This window comes from Caballeronia sp. GACF4 (genome assembly GCF_023631025.1).
Classification (GTDB): Bacteria; Pseudomonadota; Gammaproteobacteria; order Burkholderiales; family Burkholderiaceae; genus Caballeronia.
Genome location: NZ_JALQDW010000018.1, coordinates 430,354 through 444,409, shown reverse-complemented (window position 1 = coordinate 444,409; position 14,056 = coordinate 430,354). Strand labels below are relative to the sequence as shown.

At 59.4% G+C, this 14,056-nt stretch carries 14 protein-coding genes; 8 read left to right on the top strand and 6 right to left on the bottom strand.

The annotated features are described in order from the left end of the window. Nucleotides 1-216: 216 nt before the first annotated feature. From NCR40_RS17090 to NCR40_RS17080, 3 genes are all read left to right on the top strand, one after another. A complete protein-coding gene (locus tag NCR40_RS17090; RefSeq protein WP_244829650.1) occupies nucleotides 217-1,110 on the top strand; it encodes a ketopantoate reductase family protein in 894 nt (297 codons plus the stop codon). Nucleotides 1,111-1,192: 82 nt separating this feature from the next. After that, nucleotides 1,193-1,531, top strand: coding sequence for a DUF4148 domain-containing protein (locus tag NCR40_RS17085; protein WP_244829652.1), 339 nt, complete (start codon nucleotides 1,193-1,195; stop codon nucleotides 1,529-1,531). A gap of 106 nt (nucleotides 1,532-1,637) precedes the next feature. Next, the gene (locus tag NCR40_RS17080) at nucleotides 1,638-2,015 is read left to right on the top strand and encodes a DUF427 domain-containing protein (protein WP_250510060.1); all 378 of its coding nucleotides are present in this window, start codon (nucleotides 1,638-1,640) and stop codon (nucleotides 2,013-2,015) included. 3 nt (nucleotides 2,016-2,018) lie between these two features. Here NCR40_RS17080 and NCR40_RS17075 read toward each other — a convergent pair whose 3' ends face one another. After that, the gene (locus tag NCR40_RS17075) at nucleotides 2,019-2,912 is read right to left on the bottom strand and encodes a LysR family transcriptional regulator ArgP (protein ID WP_250510059.1); all 894 of its coding nucleotides are present in this window, start codon (nucleotides 2,910-2,912) and stop codon (nucleotides 2,019-2,021) included. Between the two features lie 96 nt (nucleotides 2,913-3,008). Between NCR40_RS17075 and NCR40_RS17070 the strand changes: the two genes are divergently transcribed. Further along, on the top strand, nucleotides 3,009-4,127 hold the full coding sequence (locus tag NCR40_RS17070) for an aminotransferase class I/II-fold pyridoxal phosphate-dependent enzyme (protein ID WP_250510058.1): 1,119 nt from the start codon (nucleotides 3,009-3,011) through the stop codon (nucleotides 4,125-4,127). 5 nt (nucleotides 4,128-4,132) lie between these two features. Here the strand turns inward: NCR40_RS17070 and msrA are convergent, their stop codons facing one another. The 3 genes from msrA to msrB are packed head-to-tail and all read right to left on the bottom strand — an operon-like array spanning nucleotide 4,133 to nucleotide 7,210. Continuing rightward, the gene (msrA, locus tag NCR40_RS17065; protein ID WP_250467070.1) at nucleotides 4,133-4,846 is read right to left on the bottom strand and encodes a peptide-methionine (S)-S-oxide reductase MsrA; all 714 of its coding nucleotides are present in this window, start codon (nucleotides 4,844-4,846) and stop codon (nucleotides 4,133-4,135) included. A gap of 17 nt (nucleotides 4,847-4,863) precedes the next feature. Next, entirely contained in the window at nucleotides 4,864-6,669 is a 1,806-nt protein-coding gene (locus NCR40_RS17060; RefSeq protein WP_250510057.1) for a cytochrome c biogenesis protein DipZ, read from the bottom strand. A 43-nt stretch (nucleotides 6,670-6,712) separates the two neighbouring features. Next, the gene (gene msrB / locus NCR40_RS17055) at nucleotides 6,713-7,210 is read right to left on the bottom strand and encodes a peptide-methionine (R)-S-oxide reductase MsrB (RefSeq protein ID WP_250467066.1); all 498 of its coding nucleotides are present in this window, start codon (nucleotides 7,208-7,210) and stop codon (nucleotides 6,713-6,715) included. Between the two features lie 153 nt (nucleotides 7,211-7,363). Here msrB and NCR40_RS17050 point away from each other — a divergent pair, with 153 nt between their 5' ends. The 3 genes from NCR40_RS17050 to NCR40_RS17040 all read left to right on the top strand — a co-directional run bounded on the left by NCR40_RS17050 (nucleotide 7,364) and on the right by NCR40_RS17040 (nucleotide 10,768). Next, a complete protein-coding gene (locus NCR40_RS17050) occupies nucleotides 7,364-8,077 on the top strand; it encodes a response regulator transcription factor (protein WP_244829660.1) in 714 nt (237 codons plus the stop codon). A gap of 5 nt (nucleotides 8,078-8,082) precedes the next feature. Further along, entirely contained in the window at nucleotides 8,083-9,606 is a 1,524-nt protein-coding gene (locus tag NCR40_RS17045) for a sensor histidine kinase (protein ID WP_250510056.1), read from the top strand. Nucleotides 9,607-10,537: 931 nt separating this feature from the next. After that, on the top strand, nucleotides 10,538-10,768 hold the full coding sequence (locus NCR40_RS17040; RefSeq protein WP_250510055.1) for a hypothetical protein: 231 nt from the start codon (nucleotides 10,538-10,540) through the stop codon (nucleotides 10,766-10,768). 19 nt (nucleotides 10,769-10,787) lie between these two features. Here NCR40_RS17040 and NCR40_RS17035 read toward each other — a convergent pair whose 3' ends face one another. Next, entirely contained in the window at nucleotides 10,788-11,693 is a 906-nt protein-coding gene (locus tag NCR40_RS17035; protein WP_250467058.1) for a LysR substrate-binding domain-containing protein, read from the bottom strand. 185 nt (nucleotides 11,694-11,878) lie between these two features. On the opposite strand from NCR40_RS17035, the gene NCR40_RS17030 reads away from it, so the two are divergent. Beyond that, nucleotides 11,879-13,195: an MFS transporter gene (locus tag NCR40_RS17030; protein ID WP_244829664.1), complete on the top strand. Its 1,317-nt coding sequence runs from the start codon at nucleotides 11,879-11,881 to the stop codon at nucleotides 13,193-13,195. 62 nt (nucleotides 13,196-13,257) lie between these two features. On the opposite strand, the gene NCR40_RS17025 is transcribed toward NCR40_RS17030, so the two are convergent. Then, complete coding sequence (locus NCR40_RS17025) at nucleotides 13,258-13,944, bottom strand: GntR family transcriptional regulator (RefSeq protein WP_244829665.1); 687 nt, start codon at nucleotides 13,942-13,944, stop codon at nucleotides 13,258-13,260. Between the last annotated feature and the right edge of the window lie 112 nt (nucleotides 13,945-14,056).

Below are 14,056 nucleotides of genomic sequence, written 5' to 3'. Positions count from 1 at the left end.
CTATAGTGCGTCCGCACACAGTGTTTTTCGCGCAAGCGTTTGCGAGGAACAGCGTGTCGGCAAGCTCGATGCGGTCTGCGAAGCATTCGAGTGGCTTGCCGCCATGTATCGACATGGAACGCCAACGCTTGCCGATGTGTTATTTTCCGAACCGATAGACGCTGCATTTGCTCGGCGTCACCGGTCAACGACAACGCAACAGAGCGAGGAAAGGACATGAAAGTAGCCGTCATGGGCGCAGGCGCAGTGGGCTGCTATTACGGCGGCATGCTCGCGCGCGCGGGTCATGAGGTCGTGCTGATCGCGCGGCCGCAGCACGTCGAGGCCATTACGCGCGATGGTCTGCGTCTCGAAACACAAACCTTCGATGAACGTGTGCAGATTGCGGCAAGCACCGAAGCGAGCGCAGTGCGAGGAGCGAAGCTCGTGCTGTTCTGCGTGAAGTCCACCGATACCGAAAGCGCCGCCGCGTTACTCAAACCGCATCTCGAACGCGATGCGCTGGTTTTGTCGTTGCAAAACGGCGTCGAGAACGCCGAGCGCTTGCGTGAGTATGTGCCGCAAGAAGTGGCGGCGGCCGTGGTCTATGTCGCGTCCGAAATGGCAGGGCCAGGACATATGAAGCACCACGGGCGTGGTGAACTGGTGATCGAGCCATCAAGTACGAGCGAAGAAGTCGCGCACGCCTTCGTGGCCGCTGGCGTGCCCACCGACATCTCCGACAACGTGCGCGGCGCGCTGTGGGTCAAACTCGTCTTGAACTGCACCTACAATGCGCTTTCAGCGCTTTCGCAATTGCCTTATGGACGCATTGTGAAGGGCGAGGGCGTGACGCGCGTCATGCGCGATATCGTCGATGAATGCACGGCCGTCGCTCGTGCCGAAGGCGTGACCTTACCTGGCGATGTGGATGCGGCCGTGCGCCGTATTGCGGAGACCATGCCGAACCAATTTTCGTCGACGGCTCAGGACGTGATGCGCGGCAAGCGCAGCGAAATCGACCATCTGAACGGGTTGATCGTGCGACGTGGCGATGCGCTCGGTGTGGCGACGCCGGCTAATCGCATGCTGCATGTCTTGGTGAAGCTCGTGGAGAGCAAGGCAGATTGAATGCCGAAGGGAGCCAGGCACGCCTGATGCTCAAATGTAGCGGGCGCAGAACTGTCAGCGCTACAACTCCCGGAGGTTCACCATGAAGTCGATTATCAAAGTCGTGGCCGTTGCTGCCGTTGTGGTGGCGCCGGTTCTCTCTTTCGCTCAATCGGACACCAATTCGGCCGTGACGCGCTCGCAAGTCAAGCAAGACCTGCAGCAGGTCGAAGCGGCGGGCTATAACCCCGCGGCAGGCGACCGCACGACGTATCCGGCCGATGTACAGGCCGCCGAAGGCCGCGCCGCGCGCCAGAATGGTGCAGCGTCGGCCAACGATAGCGCTTATGGCGGCTCGGATTATTACCGCGCATCCACCGGCTCGCGCGCCATGCCGCCCGTAAATAACGACGGCTCCAAGCCGACCTATTTCGGCCACTAAGCGATGCTCGCGGTAGCGCTCTAACGGCGCTACCGCCGTCCGTTTCTGCGCGGTTCATACAACCGCGCTACCATGGCTTTCTCCTCGAAAACGGCAGGAAGAAGCCATGGAACGTACCGTCAAGATTCCCGGTCCCGATCATCCGATTACTGTCCAGCCCAGTCCCGCGCATGTCGTTGTGAAGGCGGGCGGCCGCGTAATCGTCGATACCAGCAAAGCGCTATCTTTGCGCGAAGCTTCATATGGCGAGGTGCTTTATCTGCCGCGCGATGACGCCGACATGTCGCAACTCACGCGCACTTCACACGAGACGTACTGTCCTTACAAAGGCGTTTGCAGCTACTACAGCATCACGAGCCTGGGCGAAAAAGGCGTCAACGCCGTTTGGACCTACGAGCAACCCTACGACGCCGTCGCCGGTATCAAGGACCATCTCGCGTTCTATCCCGACCGTGTCGATTCCATCGAAAAGCAGGGCACTTAAGACTCAACTCAGCGACGACTTCGCCCGGGCGCGTAGCTCGGCGGTGAAGTCGTCGAGCCAGCCTAAGGCCAAGCGCCAGCTTTGCCAGTAAAGATCGATATCGAGTCGCGTCCCCGGCGATAGCTCGACCAGTTCGCCACTTTCGAGCCGCGACTCGACCAGCTGCTGCGGGCACATGCCCCATGCAAGTCCCGACGTGCACGCGCGCAGGAAACCTTCGCCGTGCGGAACGAAATGCGCGGGCGGTGCAATATCGGCACGAACAACGCGGCGAACAAAGCGCTTTTGCAATTCGTCCTTCTCGTTGAAATTCACACACGGCGCGCGACGCAATGCCTCGCGTGTCAGTCCTTCCGCGAAATAGCGCTTGAAATAACCGGGCGAACACACAGCCCGATAACGCATGCGACCAAGCTTGACCGACCGCCAGCCCGGTGCGGCATCGGCTTGCGTGGTGACGGCGCCTTGTACATCGCCCGCACGGATACGCTCTGCGGTGTGATCCTGATCGTCCACGACCACATCGAGCAACAGCGCATGTTCGATGCAGAAGTCAGCGGTGGCGTCGATGAACCATGTGCTCATGCTGTCGTCGTTCACCGCGATGCGCAGCCTGGCGCGGCTCCCGCTCGTCGTGCCGGGTAGTGTGGGCATGCGACCGCCCAGTTCGGCTTCGAGCAATTGCACGCGTTCGGTATGGCGGCACAATAGCGCGCCTGAGGAGGTTGCCTCGCACGGCTGTCCGCGTCGCACGAGCAGGCTGCCCACGCGTTCTTCCAGCAACTTCACGCGCTGCGAGACAGCCGAAGGCGTGACGCTCAATAACGCTGCCGCGCGCTCGAACGAACCGGTGCGAACGACCGCGAGCAAGGCATCGAGCGAGGCGTAGTCGAGCATTAGCGTTCCTTAATCGAACTTAGAAAGATTAGCTGGCTTCATGGGCTTTTACTGCGAGAGACTACGGCTTTCGTCGACCATGATCAAGCCCACGCCATGAATCCCACACCTTTCAAGCTGGAACGTTACTTCGCACAGCACGAATTCACCGCACGGCATTTGCTGTGCAGTTCCGATCCCGAATCGATGTCGGTGCGTGACCTGCTCGCGCTCGAACCGCAAGCAAGCGACGGCTTGTTCGATACCTGGCTCGGCTACACGGAATATCCGGGCGCACCGGACTTGCGAACCGAGCTGGCGGCCATGTATGAGTGCATGGATGCAAGCGGGATCATCGTGCATACGGGCGCTCAGGAAGCGATCTTTTCGTTCATGAACACGATGCTTGAGGCGGGCGATCATGTCATCGTGCACATGCCCGGCTATCAATCGCATTACTCGGTGGTTGAAGCGCTGGGCGTAAGCGTATCGCCGTGGCGAGCAAACGAAGCGGGCGGCTGGGCGCTCGATCCGGCCGATCTCGAAGCGCTGCTGAAGCCGCAAACGCGCGCCATCGTCCTTTGCTCGCCGAACAATCCGACCGGGTATCTGCCATCGCGCGAGGTGTTCGACGCTACCGTTTCGTTTGCGCGCAAGCACGGACTGTGGCTCTTCAGCGATGAGGTCTATCGCGGCCTCGAACATGACTGTGCCGACCGCCTTCCCGCCGCATGCGATGTCTACGAGCGTGCAATCACGCTCGGTGCGTTATCGAAGACGCATGGACTGGCGGGCTTGCGCATCGGCTGGATTGCAACGCAAAGCGCCCAAGTGCTGCAACGCATGAGCGCCTTCAAGGACTATCTGACGATTAGTAACAGCGCGCCGAGCGAGTATCTTGCAACCATCGCCGCGCGTCATTCGGACACGCTCATCGAGCGGAATATCTCTATCGTCCGTGAAAATCTACGGGTGCTTGATAAATTCATGGCACGCCACGCCATGAATTTCGAATGGCATCGGCCGCGTGCGGGCACGATCGGCTTCGTGCGGCTCAGTCAGGAGCGCGCCAGCAGTTTTTGCGCCGAGTTGCTGCAGGACACGGGCGTGCTGCTGCTTCCTTCGACCTTGCTCGATTACGGCGACGCACATTTTCGCATTGGCTTCGGCAGGCGGAATATGCCTGCCGTTCTCGATTACGTCAACGCCTGGCTCGAAACGCGCGCACCGTGCTAAGACGTTTATTTCGATGCGACCGCCACGAGCACCGCGTCGTTTCTATAAGCCTGCGGGAATAATTGCTTGAGATTTCCCACCTTAGGCAGATCGTTAATCGCTATATACGTGCTTTCCGGATGTTCGGTCAAGTAATTCTGGTGGTAAGCCTCGGCCGGATAAAAGCCTTTGTAATTCTCGACATGAGTCACGATCTTGCCGGAATAAACATGCGCCGCATCGAGTTGCGCGATATATGCGGTAGCGACATCGCGCTGAGTCGTATTTTGCGGAAAGACTGCCGAGCGATATTGCGTGCCGTGATCCGGTCCCTGATAATTCAACTCGGTCGGGTTATGCGCGACCGAAAAGAAAATCTGCAAGAGCCGGCCATAAGTCACTTCGGCAGGATCGTAGGTTATGCGCACCGACTCCGCATGGCCCGTATCGCCTTCGCTTACGCGCTCGTATTGAGCGGTATCGGCATTGCCGCCCGTATAGCCCGAGACGACTTCCTTAACGCCACGCACGTGCTGAAACACGCCTTGCACGCCCCAGAAGCAACCGCCGGCAAATACCGCCGTCTCCGTGTGGGTGGCGCCTACGCTCTCGTCATGCGCGGGTGCAGGAATGACCTTGGCGTCTTCACTCGAATGCGCGGTTTGCTGCAACGCGAAAGCACCTGCAGCCAGCGCAGCCACGCTAAGGGCCTTGCCTGTCTTGCTGAATTTATTCGCCATGATGGCTCCTCGATGAATCAACCAAAGGTGAAGGCATAAGCCTCGACACCCGAATCCAGAAATTCGATGCTAAACGTGCGGTCCTTGACAGGCCCCGCTTGCCGCACGAGTTGATAAAGGCGCTCTTGCGTCACGGTACCACTTCCATCGGCTGCGACATCGCTACCATGCGAAGCACCGGGAGGCGCGCCGTCGATACTGACGCGAAAGCGTACGGGCTTGCCATCCGGCGAAGGCCCGAGCACGAGATGCAGATCGCGCGCATGGAAGCGATAAACGATTCGTCCCGACTTGCCCGCGAGCGTCGCGTGCTCGGAGCCGATCTTCCACGGGCCGGCAACACCCCAGTCGTTCACATCGAGCGCCTTGGGCGGGGCATAGTCATGCACACGATCCTGCGTCTGGCCGCCAGGCGACATGAACTGCTCGGCGCGCGCATAGCCAATATAAGTTTCGGGTGAGCGCACGTCCGCGTTATCGGCTTGCATCATCGCGCCTTGTGCCGCGATATCTTCGTTGGTGTCGGGCTGCTTCGCCACGGGCGCATTACCGTGACCCGCTTCCGCCAGCAACTGGCGGATCACCTCTTCCGAATGCGCATAGTCGCCCTCGCCGAAGTGGTGATAGCGGATCTTGCCCTCGGTATCCACGAAATAATGCGCCGGCCAATATTCGTTGTTGAGCGCGCGCCAGATCGCAAAATTATTGTCAATGGCTACCGGATAGTCCACACCCAGGTCATGCACGGCTTTCTTCACGTTGTCGACATTTCGTTCGAATGCGAACTCAGGCGCATGCACACCGATCACCACGAGCCCTTGGTCACGATACTTTTTTGCCCACTCCTTCACATAAGGCAAGGTACGCAGGCAATTGATGCATGAATACGTCCACACGTCGACGAGCACGACCTTGCCGCGCAGCGCGTCCTTCGTGAGCGGCGGCGTGTTGAGCCATTGCACCGCGCCATCGAGTGAGGGCAGCGTGCCTTCCACGGGCAACGAAGCCGTCGGCGCAGTCGAAGGCGCCGCGCTCGCGCGCATCATGCGCGGTGCATCGGCATCGGCAGTGGTATTAGCGGCTTTCATGGCGTTATTGCGAGGCGAAAACCGGTCGACCAGCTTTTGTTCGATGCCCGCGGTCGCTACTGTCGATACCCTTGCAAGCACGCCCGTATCGAGGCCCAATGCGATAGCGGCGACGCCTGCAAGCATCGCGACGCCGATGCCGCGCCGTATCCATTCGCCCGCGCCGAGCGAGCGCTTCATCGCGGCGAATACGCGGCCACCGATGAGCAGCGCCACGGCAAGCGAAGTCGCGGCGCCCGCGGCATAAGCGAGCAGGAGCAGCGTGGTGCCTACGCTTGCGCCGTTCAATGCGGCACCCGTCAACACGAGTCCGAGAATGGGACCTGCGCACGGTGCCCACAGAAGACCCGTTGCGATGCCAAGCAGGAACGAGCCGCCGAAGCTCGCCTTGCCATCGCCGCGCTGGGCGAAAGCCGTCAGTCGGTTACCGGCGCTGACGAGCGGATGCATGATGCGATCGGCCAGGCGCGGCAACAGTAAAGCAAGTCCGAACACGGCGAGAAGTGCGATGGCGGCCCAGCGTCCATATTGATTTGCTTGCGTGGCCCAGCCGCCGCCAAGCGCGGCGAGCGTCGCCACCAACGCGAACGTGATGCCCATGCCGAGCAGCAACGGCAAGCCGCTTTTAGCAAACGGCTGATCCGCGCGAGAAAACACGAAGGGAAGGACAGGCAGGATGCACGGACTGAGTATCGTCAGCGCGCCGCCGAGATAGGCAAGAACGATGAGCAGCATGGTCGTGTCTTTTTAGAAAGTTAATAAGCGTTGAGGTGGCCAATCAAGCAGCGCCAGCGGTGAACTTCATCGCGACGCCGTTCATGCAATAGCGCAGACCGGTCGGCTTAGGTCCATCGTCGAACACGTGGCCCAGATGTCCACCGCAGCGGCGGCAATGCACTTCGGTGCGCAAGACGCCGAACGAGCCGTCCTGGCGCGTGGCAATAGCGTGATCGAGCGGCGCCCAGAAGCTCGGCCATCCGGTGTGACTTTCGAATTTGGTGCTTGAAGAGAACACCGCAAGGGCACAACCCGCGCACGAGAAAGTGCCGGCCCGATGCTCGCCATTCAACGGACTCGTGTAGGGCCGCTCGGTGCCTTCGCGACGCAGGACGTCGTATTGCATGGAATCGAGCATGCGACGCCATTCGTCGTCGCTATGCGAGATTTCGAACTTTTCTTGCGGCGAAGGCGCGGCCAGCGCACGCAGACGGCCCGTCAACGCAAACGCGGCTGCGGCAGCGGTGCCTGTCAGCAGAAAGCGGCGGCGGTTTAGCATGATGTCTTTTCCTTCGCTCGATCAGATGAGCCCCATCTTAGGCGTGCGCGGCTTACCGAGTCCTCACCGAAAGTTAAATTAAATGTGATACTTGGCCGCGCCGCTTTTCTGCACAATATCCGGGCTAGCGCTTTAATTCTTTTGCATTTCCTCATGGACCAGCCTAAACGCATTTTGATCGTGGAAGACGACATGCATATCGCCGATGTGCTGAGCCTGCATCTGCGCGACGAGCGCTATGAGGTCGTGCATTCCGCGGATGGCGCCGAGGGCTTGCGCTTGCTCGAACAAGGCGGGTGGGATGCGTTGATTCTCGATCTGATGCTGCCCGGCGTGGATGGCCTCGAAATTTGCCGGCGTGCGCGCGCCATGACGCGCTATACCCCGATCATCATTACTAGCGCGCGTTCCAGCGAGGTGCATCGCATTCTCGGTCTCGAACTCGGTGCGGACGATTATCTTGCCAAGCCTTTTTCGGTGCTTGAACTGGTGGCGCGAGTGAAGGCGCTTTTGCGTCGCGTGGATGCAGTCGCCAAGAATTCGCGCCTGGATACAGGCCGTCTCGAGGTCGCGGGTATCGCTATCGATCCGCTTGCACGCGAAGCGTGGGTAGATGAGCTGCGCATAGAACTGACACCACGCGAATTCGATTTGCTTTATTACTTCGCCCAGCATCCCGGTAAAGTATTTTCCCGCATGGATCTGCTCAATGCGGTTTGGGGTTATGCGCATGAAGGCTATGAGCACACGGTCAATACGCATATCAACCGCTTGCGCGCCAAGGTCGAAAAAGATGCCACCGAGCCTGCCCGGATCGTGACCGTCTGGGGACGCGGATACAAACTCGCGACGGACAGCGCATCGTGAAGTTCATGAAGCTCACCCTGTCGCAACGGCTTTTCGCTGTGTTTTGCGTGCTGCTGCTTGCATGCTGCGGCGCATCGGCATGGTTGCAGATTCGCGCAAGCGATTTGCGCGAGAAGGAAGTCATTCAGAGCCTGTCGCGCGGGCTCGCAGCGCATATTGCCCACGATGGCGCGCTGATGGACGCAGGCGATATCGACGCGCCCGCCGTCCGCCGTCTCTTTAGCCAGTTGATGGTGGTGAACCCGAGCGTCGAAGTCTATCTGCTCGACAACGAAGGCCGCGTTCGTGCCGACGATGCGCCTCCCGGTCATCTGAAGCGCGATCGTGTCGATCTTGCGCCCGTGCATCGTCTGATCAATGGCGCGCCGCTCCCTATTCTGGGCGACGATCCACGCAGCATCGACAAGCGCAAAGTCTTTAGCGCCGCGCCGCTTGCCACGCCCGGCAAGCCGCCTTTCGGTTATGTCTATGTGGTTTTGCTTGGCGAAGAGCACGACGAGCTTGCGGCGAAAGCCTCGGCGAGCGCGGTCTTGCGCACCACGCTTCTGTCCATGGGACTCGTGACCTTGCTCGGACTCGTTGCGGGCGTGATCGCTTTCGGGCTCATTACGCGTCCGTTGCGCCGCTTAACCGATGCCATGCGCAGGTTCGACGCAAGCGGGGCATCGGCCGAGCCATCGCCTGTACTGTCGCACGTGGCGGCACGCGAGAACGAGCGGGACGAAATCGTGGTGCTCGAAAGCGCCTTTGCCCAAATGGCCGCGCGCATTGGCGAGCAATGGCGCGAATTGCAGCGGCAGGATCGTGAAAGACGCGAACTCGTCGTCAATATTTCACATGACTTGCGCACGCCGCTTTCTTCCTTGCATGGCTACTTGGAAACGCTTTCGCTCAAGGCCGATGTTCTTGCCGACACGGACCGCCGCCGTTATCTGTCGATCGCACTTGCGCAAAGCGCGAAGGTCGGGCATCTCGCGCAATCGCTTTTTGAACTAGCGCGGCTTGAACACGGCATGGTGCATCCCGAAGCGGAGTCGTTCTCGCTCGCCGATCTGCTGCAAGATGTGTTCGAGAAATTCGAACTGCCCGCCGATGCGCGCAAAGTGCGACTCGATGCGCATATCGAGCCGCGCCTGCCCAATGTATCGGCTGATCTTGGCATGATCGAGCGAATCCTCACGAATTTGCTCGACAACGCGATTCATCACACGCCGGAAGGCGGTACGGTCACGGTTAGGCTTGCACATTCAAACGGCCACGTGGAAGTCACGGTAAGCGATACAGGTCCCGGCATTCCAGCCAACGTGCGCGGCGTGCTCTTTCAGCGCGCTTTCGCTTCGGGAGGCAGGCATCGCGGCGGATTTGGCTTGCTGATCGTGCAGCGCATGCTTCAGTTGCATGGCAGCCAGATTCGACTCATCGATTTGGATCAAGCGGGCGCGGCGTTTAGCTTCGAGCTTCCCGCAAGCAGTGCCAGGAGCGGCGAGCATGCTCCGCAGTTGCCCGACCCATCGAATAAAAACGCTTAAAAAAGAGCCCGGCATCGCTGCCGGGCCAAATGGGACGGTCATCACCTACGCTCTTAAGCCTGAAGCAAAGCGCTTTGAGCGTTGCCCGGTTTGACCATCCGCGTGGACCTTGCTTGACTGAACGTGTTTCGTGATGGTTTTAGCCCGGAACCCTTAAACCATCCTTAAGATCGCCTGCGGCGGTTGACATTGGTGACGTTTTTAGTCCGGTGAGTTTCTAAAGCAGACCCCCGGCCTTCGTCTTATTCCCCGCATAATCATGAACCTTGGCGCACGCGTCTAAGATGCAGCAAGCAAAACATTCCGGATGACATTTTCGTGTAAGCCATTAGTACTTTCCTCGGCAAAAGTTTTCTTGGTATTCGACAATATGTTTGCTAGCATGTACTGCATCTGCATGTTTAAACTAGCGCTCCGAGTGTCAAAGCGGTCACCCGTTACCTTATTAAGTCTTTTTTGCGCCTGGTTTTCTTCAGGCGCATTGGTAATCGACAACGTTGTGCTTTCCATCTCGATCTTTGGTAACGGGCACGCACACTATGGGATATTGCGTGTCAAGCTTATTTCCGTAAGCCAGTGCAAATGCCTGCATGGTATTTTTTCGCCGTTCTAATCGCGAAAAAATTCGGCCCGAAGTGAATGCCGCGCGTTTTCTTGGCTTAAAGAATGATTTTCAGGCAAAGGTTCGCCATTCTCGATCGCTCGAATAATGGCGGCGAAATCTTGCGCTTGCGATCCGCGCAACAGACAGGGAGGGCATGTGGAAACCGAACTGAGTCTACGGCTTGCGAGAGCTTTGCGGCGCTGCGCGTCGCATGGCTGTGTATTTCCCTATCAACGCTTTCACGCGTTATGCGGTAAAGGCTTACCGCTCGCAGAACGCTACGCCGCGCTTGAAACGGCCATAAGCGCCCTGGCCGATCTAAGGGATATGGACTACGGCGTGCTCATGGCGCTCGATTGCGGCCTGCCCGGCGCTGAGTTTTTCCAGCGTTATCTCAGGCATCGATACAGCGAGTACGTCACCTTGATGGGCGACCCGAAGTATCAGCGACAAACTCTCGCGCGCAAACGGGCGCTGGTTGCGCGTGAACGCGAGCGCGTTTTCGAACATGCGCGAGCAATCGAGGAAAAAGGCGAGAAGCAGGCTATCGCAGCCTGAAACAAGCGGCTCGATTCACTCAGGCTTCGACGGTTTCGTCGAGGCCTGCTTTCATCAGCACCCAGTCGCGAAAGCATTTCACCTTTTCGACATTGCGCTCGGTCACGCGATAGGAAAGGAAGTGCGTTTCTCTTGCAAGCGGCGCGAAGATGCCTGCCCCGAGTTCAATCAAATCGCCACGCGCAAGCTCGCGTTCGGCGAGCCGTGTCGTTTCCAGCGCGACACCCATGCCATCCGCCGCCGCCGATATCGCGAGTGCGGCACGGTCGAACGATGGTCTCGGCCCGCGCGGCATTTCCAGTTCGTTCAATGCAAACCATCCCGGCCAGGTCACGCGGCTGAGTTGCGAGTCGATGAGCGTCAGCTTGCGGATCTGCTCGGCAACGGGCACGTCGTCGCGCACGAGCGCAGGCGAACAAAGCGGCACGATGCGCTCCGCTCCGAGCGCGCGCGTGATCACACCGGGACGCTCATGCGCGAAGCCATAGGAGATCGCGACATCGACTTCACGCACGCGCGCGAGATCGGCCGGCTCCGCATCCGATGACAGGCGAATGGTCACCATCGGATGCTCGCTCATGAACTCGGGCAGACGGGGCGCGAGCCACTTCGCCGCGAAGCTCGGCGCGCAGTGCACGGCTAGCACTTGCGCCTGGGGTTCGAGCGCGACCTCACCACACGCGGCCTCGATCACATCGAACACGCGTCCAAGGCTCTCATGAAGCCGGCGTCCTTCGGAGGTCGTCTCGACCCGCCGGTTGCGTCGATGAAAAAGCGGCCTGCCGAAGTACTGCTCCAGCTCCTTCACCTGATGGCTAATGGCCGATTGCGTGAGGTGCAGTTCGCTTGCGGCAAGCGTGAAGCTCTCCAGCCGCGCGGCCGCCTCGAATGCGCGCAAGAGAACGAAGTTGGGGATGCGCCTCATGGCAATTCCTTATGCATGAATGCGTGTCATGGTTCTATGAACAGGCATCGTTTGTCTTTCGTTGTGCGCGCCACGAACATGGAAGCCGTCGAGACATATCCATAACGGTCGTTCAAGGCCACGACACCGGCAAGAGGCACGCGATTCATGCGACGCCGCACCTGCCCCACAACGGAGACACAACAATGAGTTCCCATAGTCCGGTTGCGTACCTGGCGGGCGACGAATCGTCCACCTATGCAAAGGTGACATGGCGCCTGCTGCCATTTCTTTTCGTGTGTTATCTCTGCGCTTATCTCGATCGCATCAACGTGAGCTTTGCCAAGCTGCAGATGCTCAATGATCTGCATTTCAGCGAAGCGGTCTATGGAGCCGGGGCGGGCGTATTCTTTATCGGCTATCTTCTGTTCGAAGTACCAAGTAATCTGATCCTCTTGCGCGTAGGCGCTCGACGCTGGATTGCGCGCATCATGGTGACGTGGGGCGTCATCTCCGCCGGCATGATGTTCGTGACCAGCCCGACGAGCTTCTACATCATGCGCTTTTTGCTCGGTGTGGCCGAAGCTGGCTTCATTCCAGCCATCCTGCTCTACCTCACGTACTGGTTTCCGGCCTCGCGGCGCAGCAAGGTGACCGCGCTCTTCATGACTGGCATTCCGATGTCGGGCGTCGTTGGCGGACCGCTGTCGGGCTGGATCATGAGTCATATGGGCGGCATGCACGGTATCGCGGGATGGCAATGGCTCTTTCTGCTCGAAGGCATTCCGACCGCGCTCTTTGGCATCATCGCGTTCTTTTATCTCGACGATAAAGTCGCCGATGCAAAGTGGCTCAGTGACTCGCAAAAGGCCATGCTCGAAGCGAATCTTCGCGATGAGAAGCCCGCACATGCACTGCATTCCGTGAAGGATGGCCTCTTGCATCCCAAGGTGCTGCTGCTGAGCGTGACTTACTTCTTCTTCACGATGGGCCTCTACGGCGTGAGCTTCTGGCTGCCGACGCTCGTCAAGGCAAGCGGCGTTTCCGATCCGCTCAACATCGGTCTCCTGACGGCAATTCCATATGCGGCCGGCGCCATCGCCATGCTGGCAGTCGGTCATAGCTCGGACAAGCTCGGAGAGCGTCGCTGGCATCTGGCGGGCGCGGGCATTGTCGGCGCAATCGGTCTGTATTTCAGCGTGGTGTATGCGCACTCGACCTTCTTCGGCATGATCGCGCTCACAATTGCGACCATGGGCGTGGTCACGACCATCTCGCAGTTCTGGGTCTTGCCGCCTGCGATTCTCAGCGGCGGTGCGGCAGCCGCAGGGCTCGCGCTTGCCAATTCGGTGGGCAGCATCTCGGGTGTCGTGAGCCCGTGGCTGATTGGCATCATCCAAACGCATTCGGGTTCGACCGGCAATGGTGTGCTCGGTCTTGCGGTAAGTTGCGTGATAGGCGCCCTCATGGTCTTTACGATACCGGCTGCGTTGGTGAATAGCCGCCGTCGCACGGACCGATGAAAGCAGTTCAACACGAAAAGCCCTGCAAATGCAGGGCTTTCTCGCGCGATGCCGATTCATGTTCACGTTGCTTCCGCCTGCCTCTGTTCATTCAGTACAAGACCCAGACGCTCGACCAGATTCTTGCGCGCGTTCGCGGTATGGAGATCCGTGAGTTCGGATGCGCGTTGCGCGTCGCCTTCCGCGATTGCCGCCGCAATGGCGGCGTGCTCATCCCAGATCGACTTGCGCTGTCCCGATGCCTGCAAGACCGCGCCCATCACGCGACGCAGATGTACCCAATGCATCTGCGCGGTATCGGCGATCAGCGGATTGCCCGAGGCTTCGTAGATGGCGCCATGAAACGCCATGTCCGCATCGATCATCGCCTTGACATCGTCGCTTTTCGACGCGCGCCGGCCGTTCGCGATCAGCGACTTGTCGAGCTTCGCTCCACGTTCCGCCGCGAGGCGTGCGGCAAGCGAATCCAGTGCACCGCGAATCTCGTAGAGATGGCTGATCCACGCGGGATCGAGCGGGGTGACGAGCAGACCGCGACCGGGTGCGTCCTGCACGAGCCCATCTTTTTTTAGGAGCCGCAGCGCCTGCAGCACGGGTGAACGCGATACGGCGAGTTGCTCGGCGATCTCTTCCTGCGTGATGCGCGTACCAGGCGCGAGCGAGCCGGAACTGATGGCATCGAGCAAGACCTTGTAGACCTCGTCCACGTAGTCCGTGCGGGCCTGAAGCTTGAGAAGTTTGGCGGGCATGATGTCGAGCTCAATCTCTGGATACAGAATACGACAAGGTTACAGCCCGCCAGTGCGGCGGTCAACGAACGAAGCCACGCATGCTAGTCAACATTCGCGTTTACCCATAGAG

Coding starts and splice junctions, on each gene's coding strand:
- NCR40_RS17090 (WP_244829650.1), top strand. CDS start 217: ATGAAAGTAGCCGTCATGGGCGCAGGCGCAGTGGGCTGCTATTACGGC.
- NCR40_RS17085 (WP_244829652.1), top strand. CDS start 1,193: ATGAAGTCGATTATCAAAGTCGTGGCCGTTGCTGCCGTTGTGGTGGCG.
- NCR40_RS17080 (WP_250510060.1), top strand. CDS start 1,638: ATGGAACGTACCGTCAAGATTCCCGGTCCCGATCATCCGATTACTGTC.
- NCR40_RS17075 (WP_250510059.1), bottom strand. CDS start 2,912: ATGCTCGACTACGCCTCGCTCGATGCCTTGCTCGCGGTCGTTCGCACC.
- NCR40_RS17070 (WP_250510058.1), top strand. CDS start 3,009: ATGAATCCCACACCTTTCAAGCTGGAACGTTACTTCGCACAGCACGAA.
- msrA (WP_250467070.1), bottom strand. CDS start 4,846: ATGGCGAATAAATTCAGCAAGACAGGCAAGGCCCTTAGCGTGGCTGCG.
- NCR40_RS17060 (WP_250510057.1), bottom strand. CDS start 6,669: ATGCTGCTCATCGTTCTTGCCTATCTCGGCGGCGCGCTGACGATACTC.
- msrB (WP_250467066.1), bottom strand. CDS start 7,210: ATGCTAAACCGCCGCCGCTTTCTGCTGACAGGCACCGCTGCCGCAGCC.
- NCR40_RS17050 (WP_244829660.1), top strand. CDS start 7,364: ATGGACCAGCCTAAACGCATTTTGATCGTGGAAGACGACATGCATATC.
- NCR40_RS17045 (WP_250510056.1), top strand. CDS start 8,083: ATGAAGCTCACCCTGTCGCAACGGCTTTTCGCTGTGTTTTGCGTGCTG.
- NCR40_RS17040 (WP_250510055.1), top strand. CDS start 10,538: ATGGACTACGGCGTGCTCATGGCGCTCGATTGCGGCCTGCCCGGCGCT.
- NCR40_RS17035 (WP_250467058.1), bottom strand. CDS start 11,693: ATGAGGCGCATCCCCAACTTCGTTCTCTTGCGCGCATTCGAGGCGGCC.
- NCR40_RS17030 (WP_244829664.1), top strand. CDS start 11,879: ATGAGTTCCCATAGTCCGGTTGCGTACCTGGCGGGCGACGAATCGTCC.
- NCR40_RS17025 (WP_244829665.1), bottom strand. CDS start 13,944: ATGCCCGCCAAACTTCTCAAGCTTCAGGCCCGCACGGACTACGTGGAC.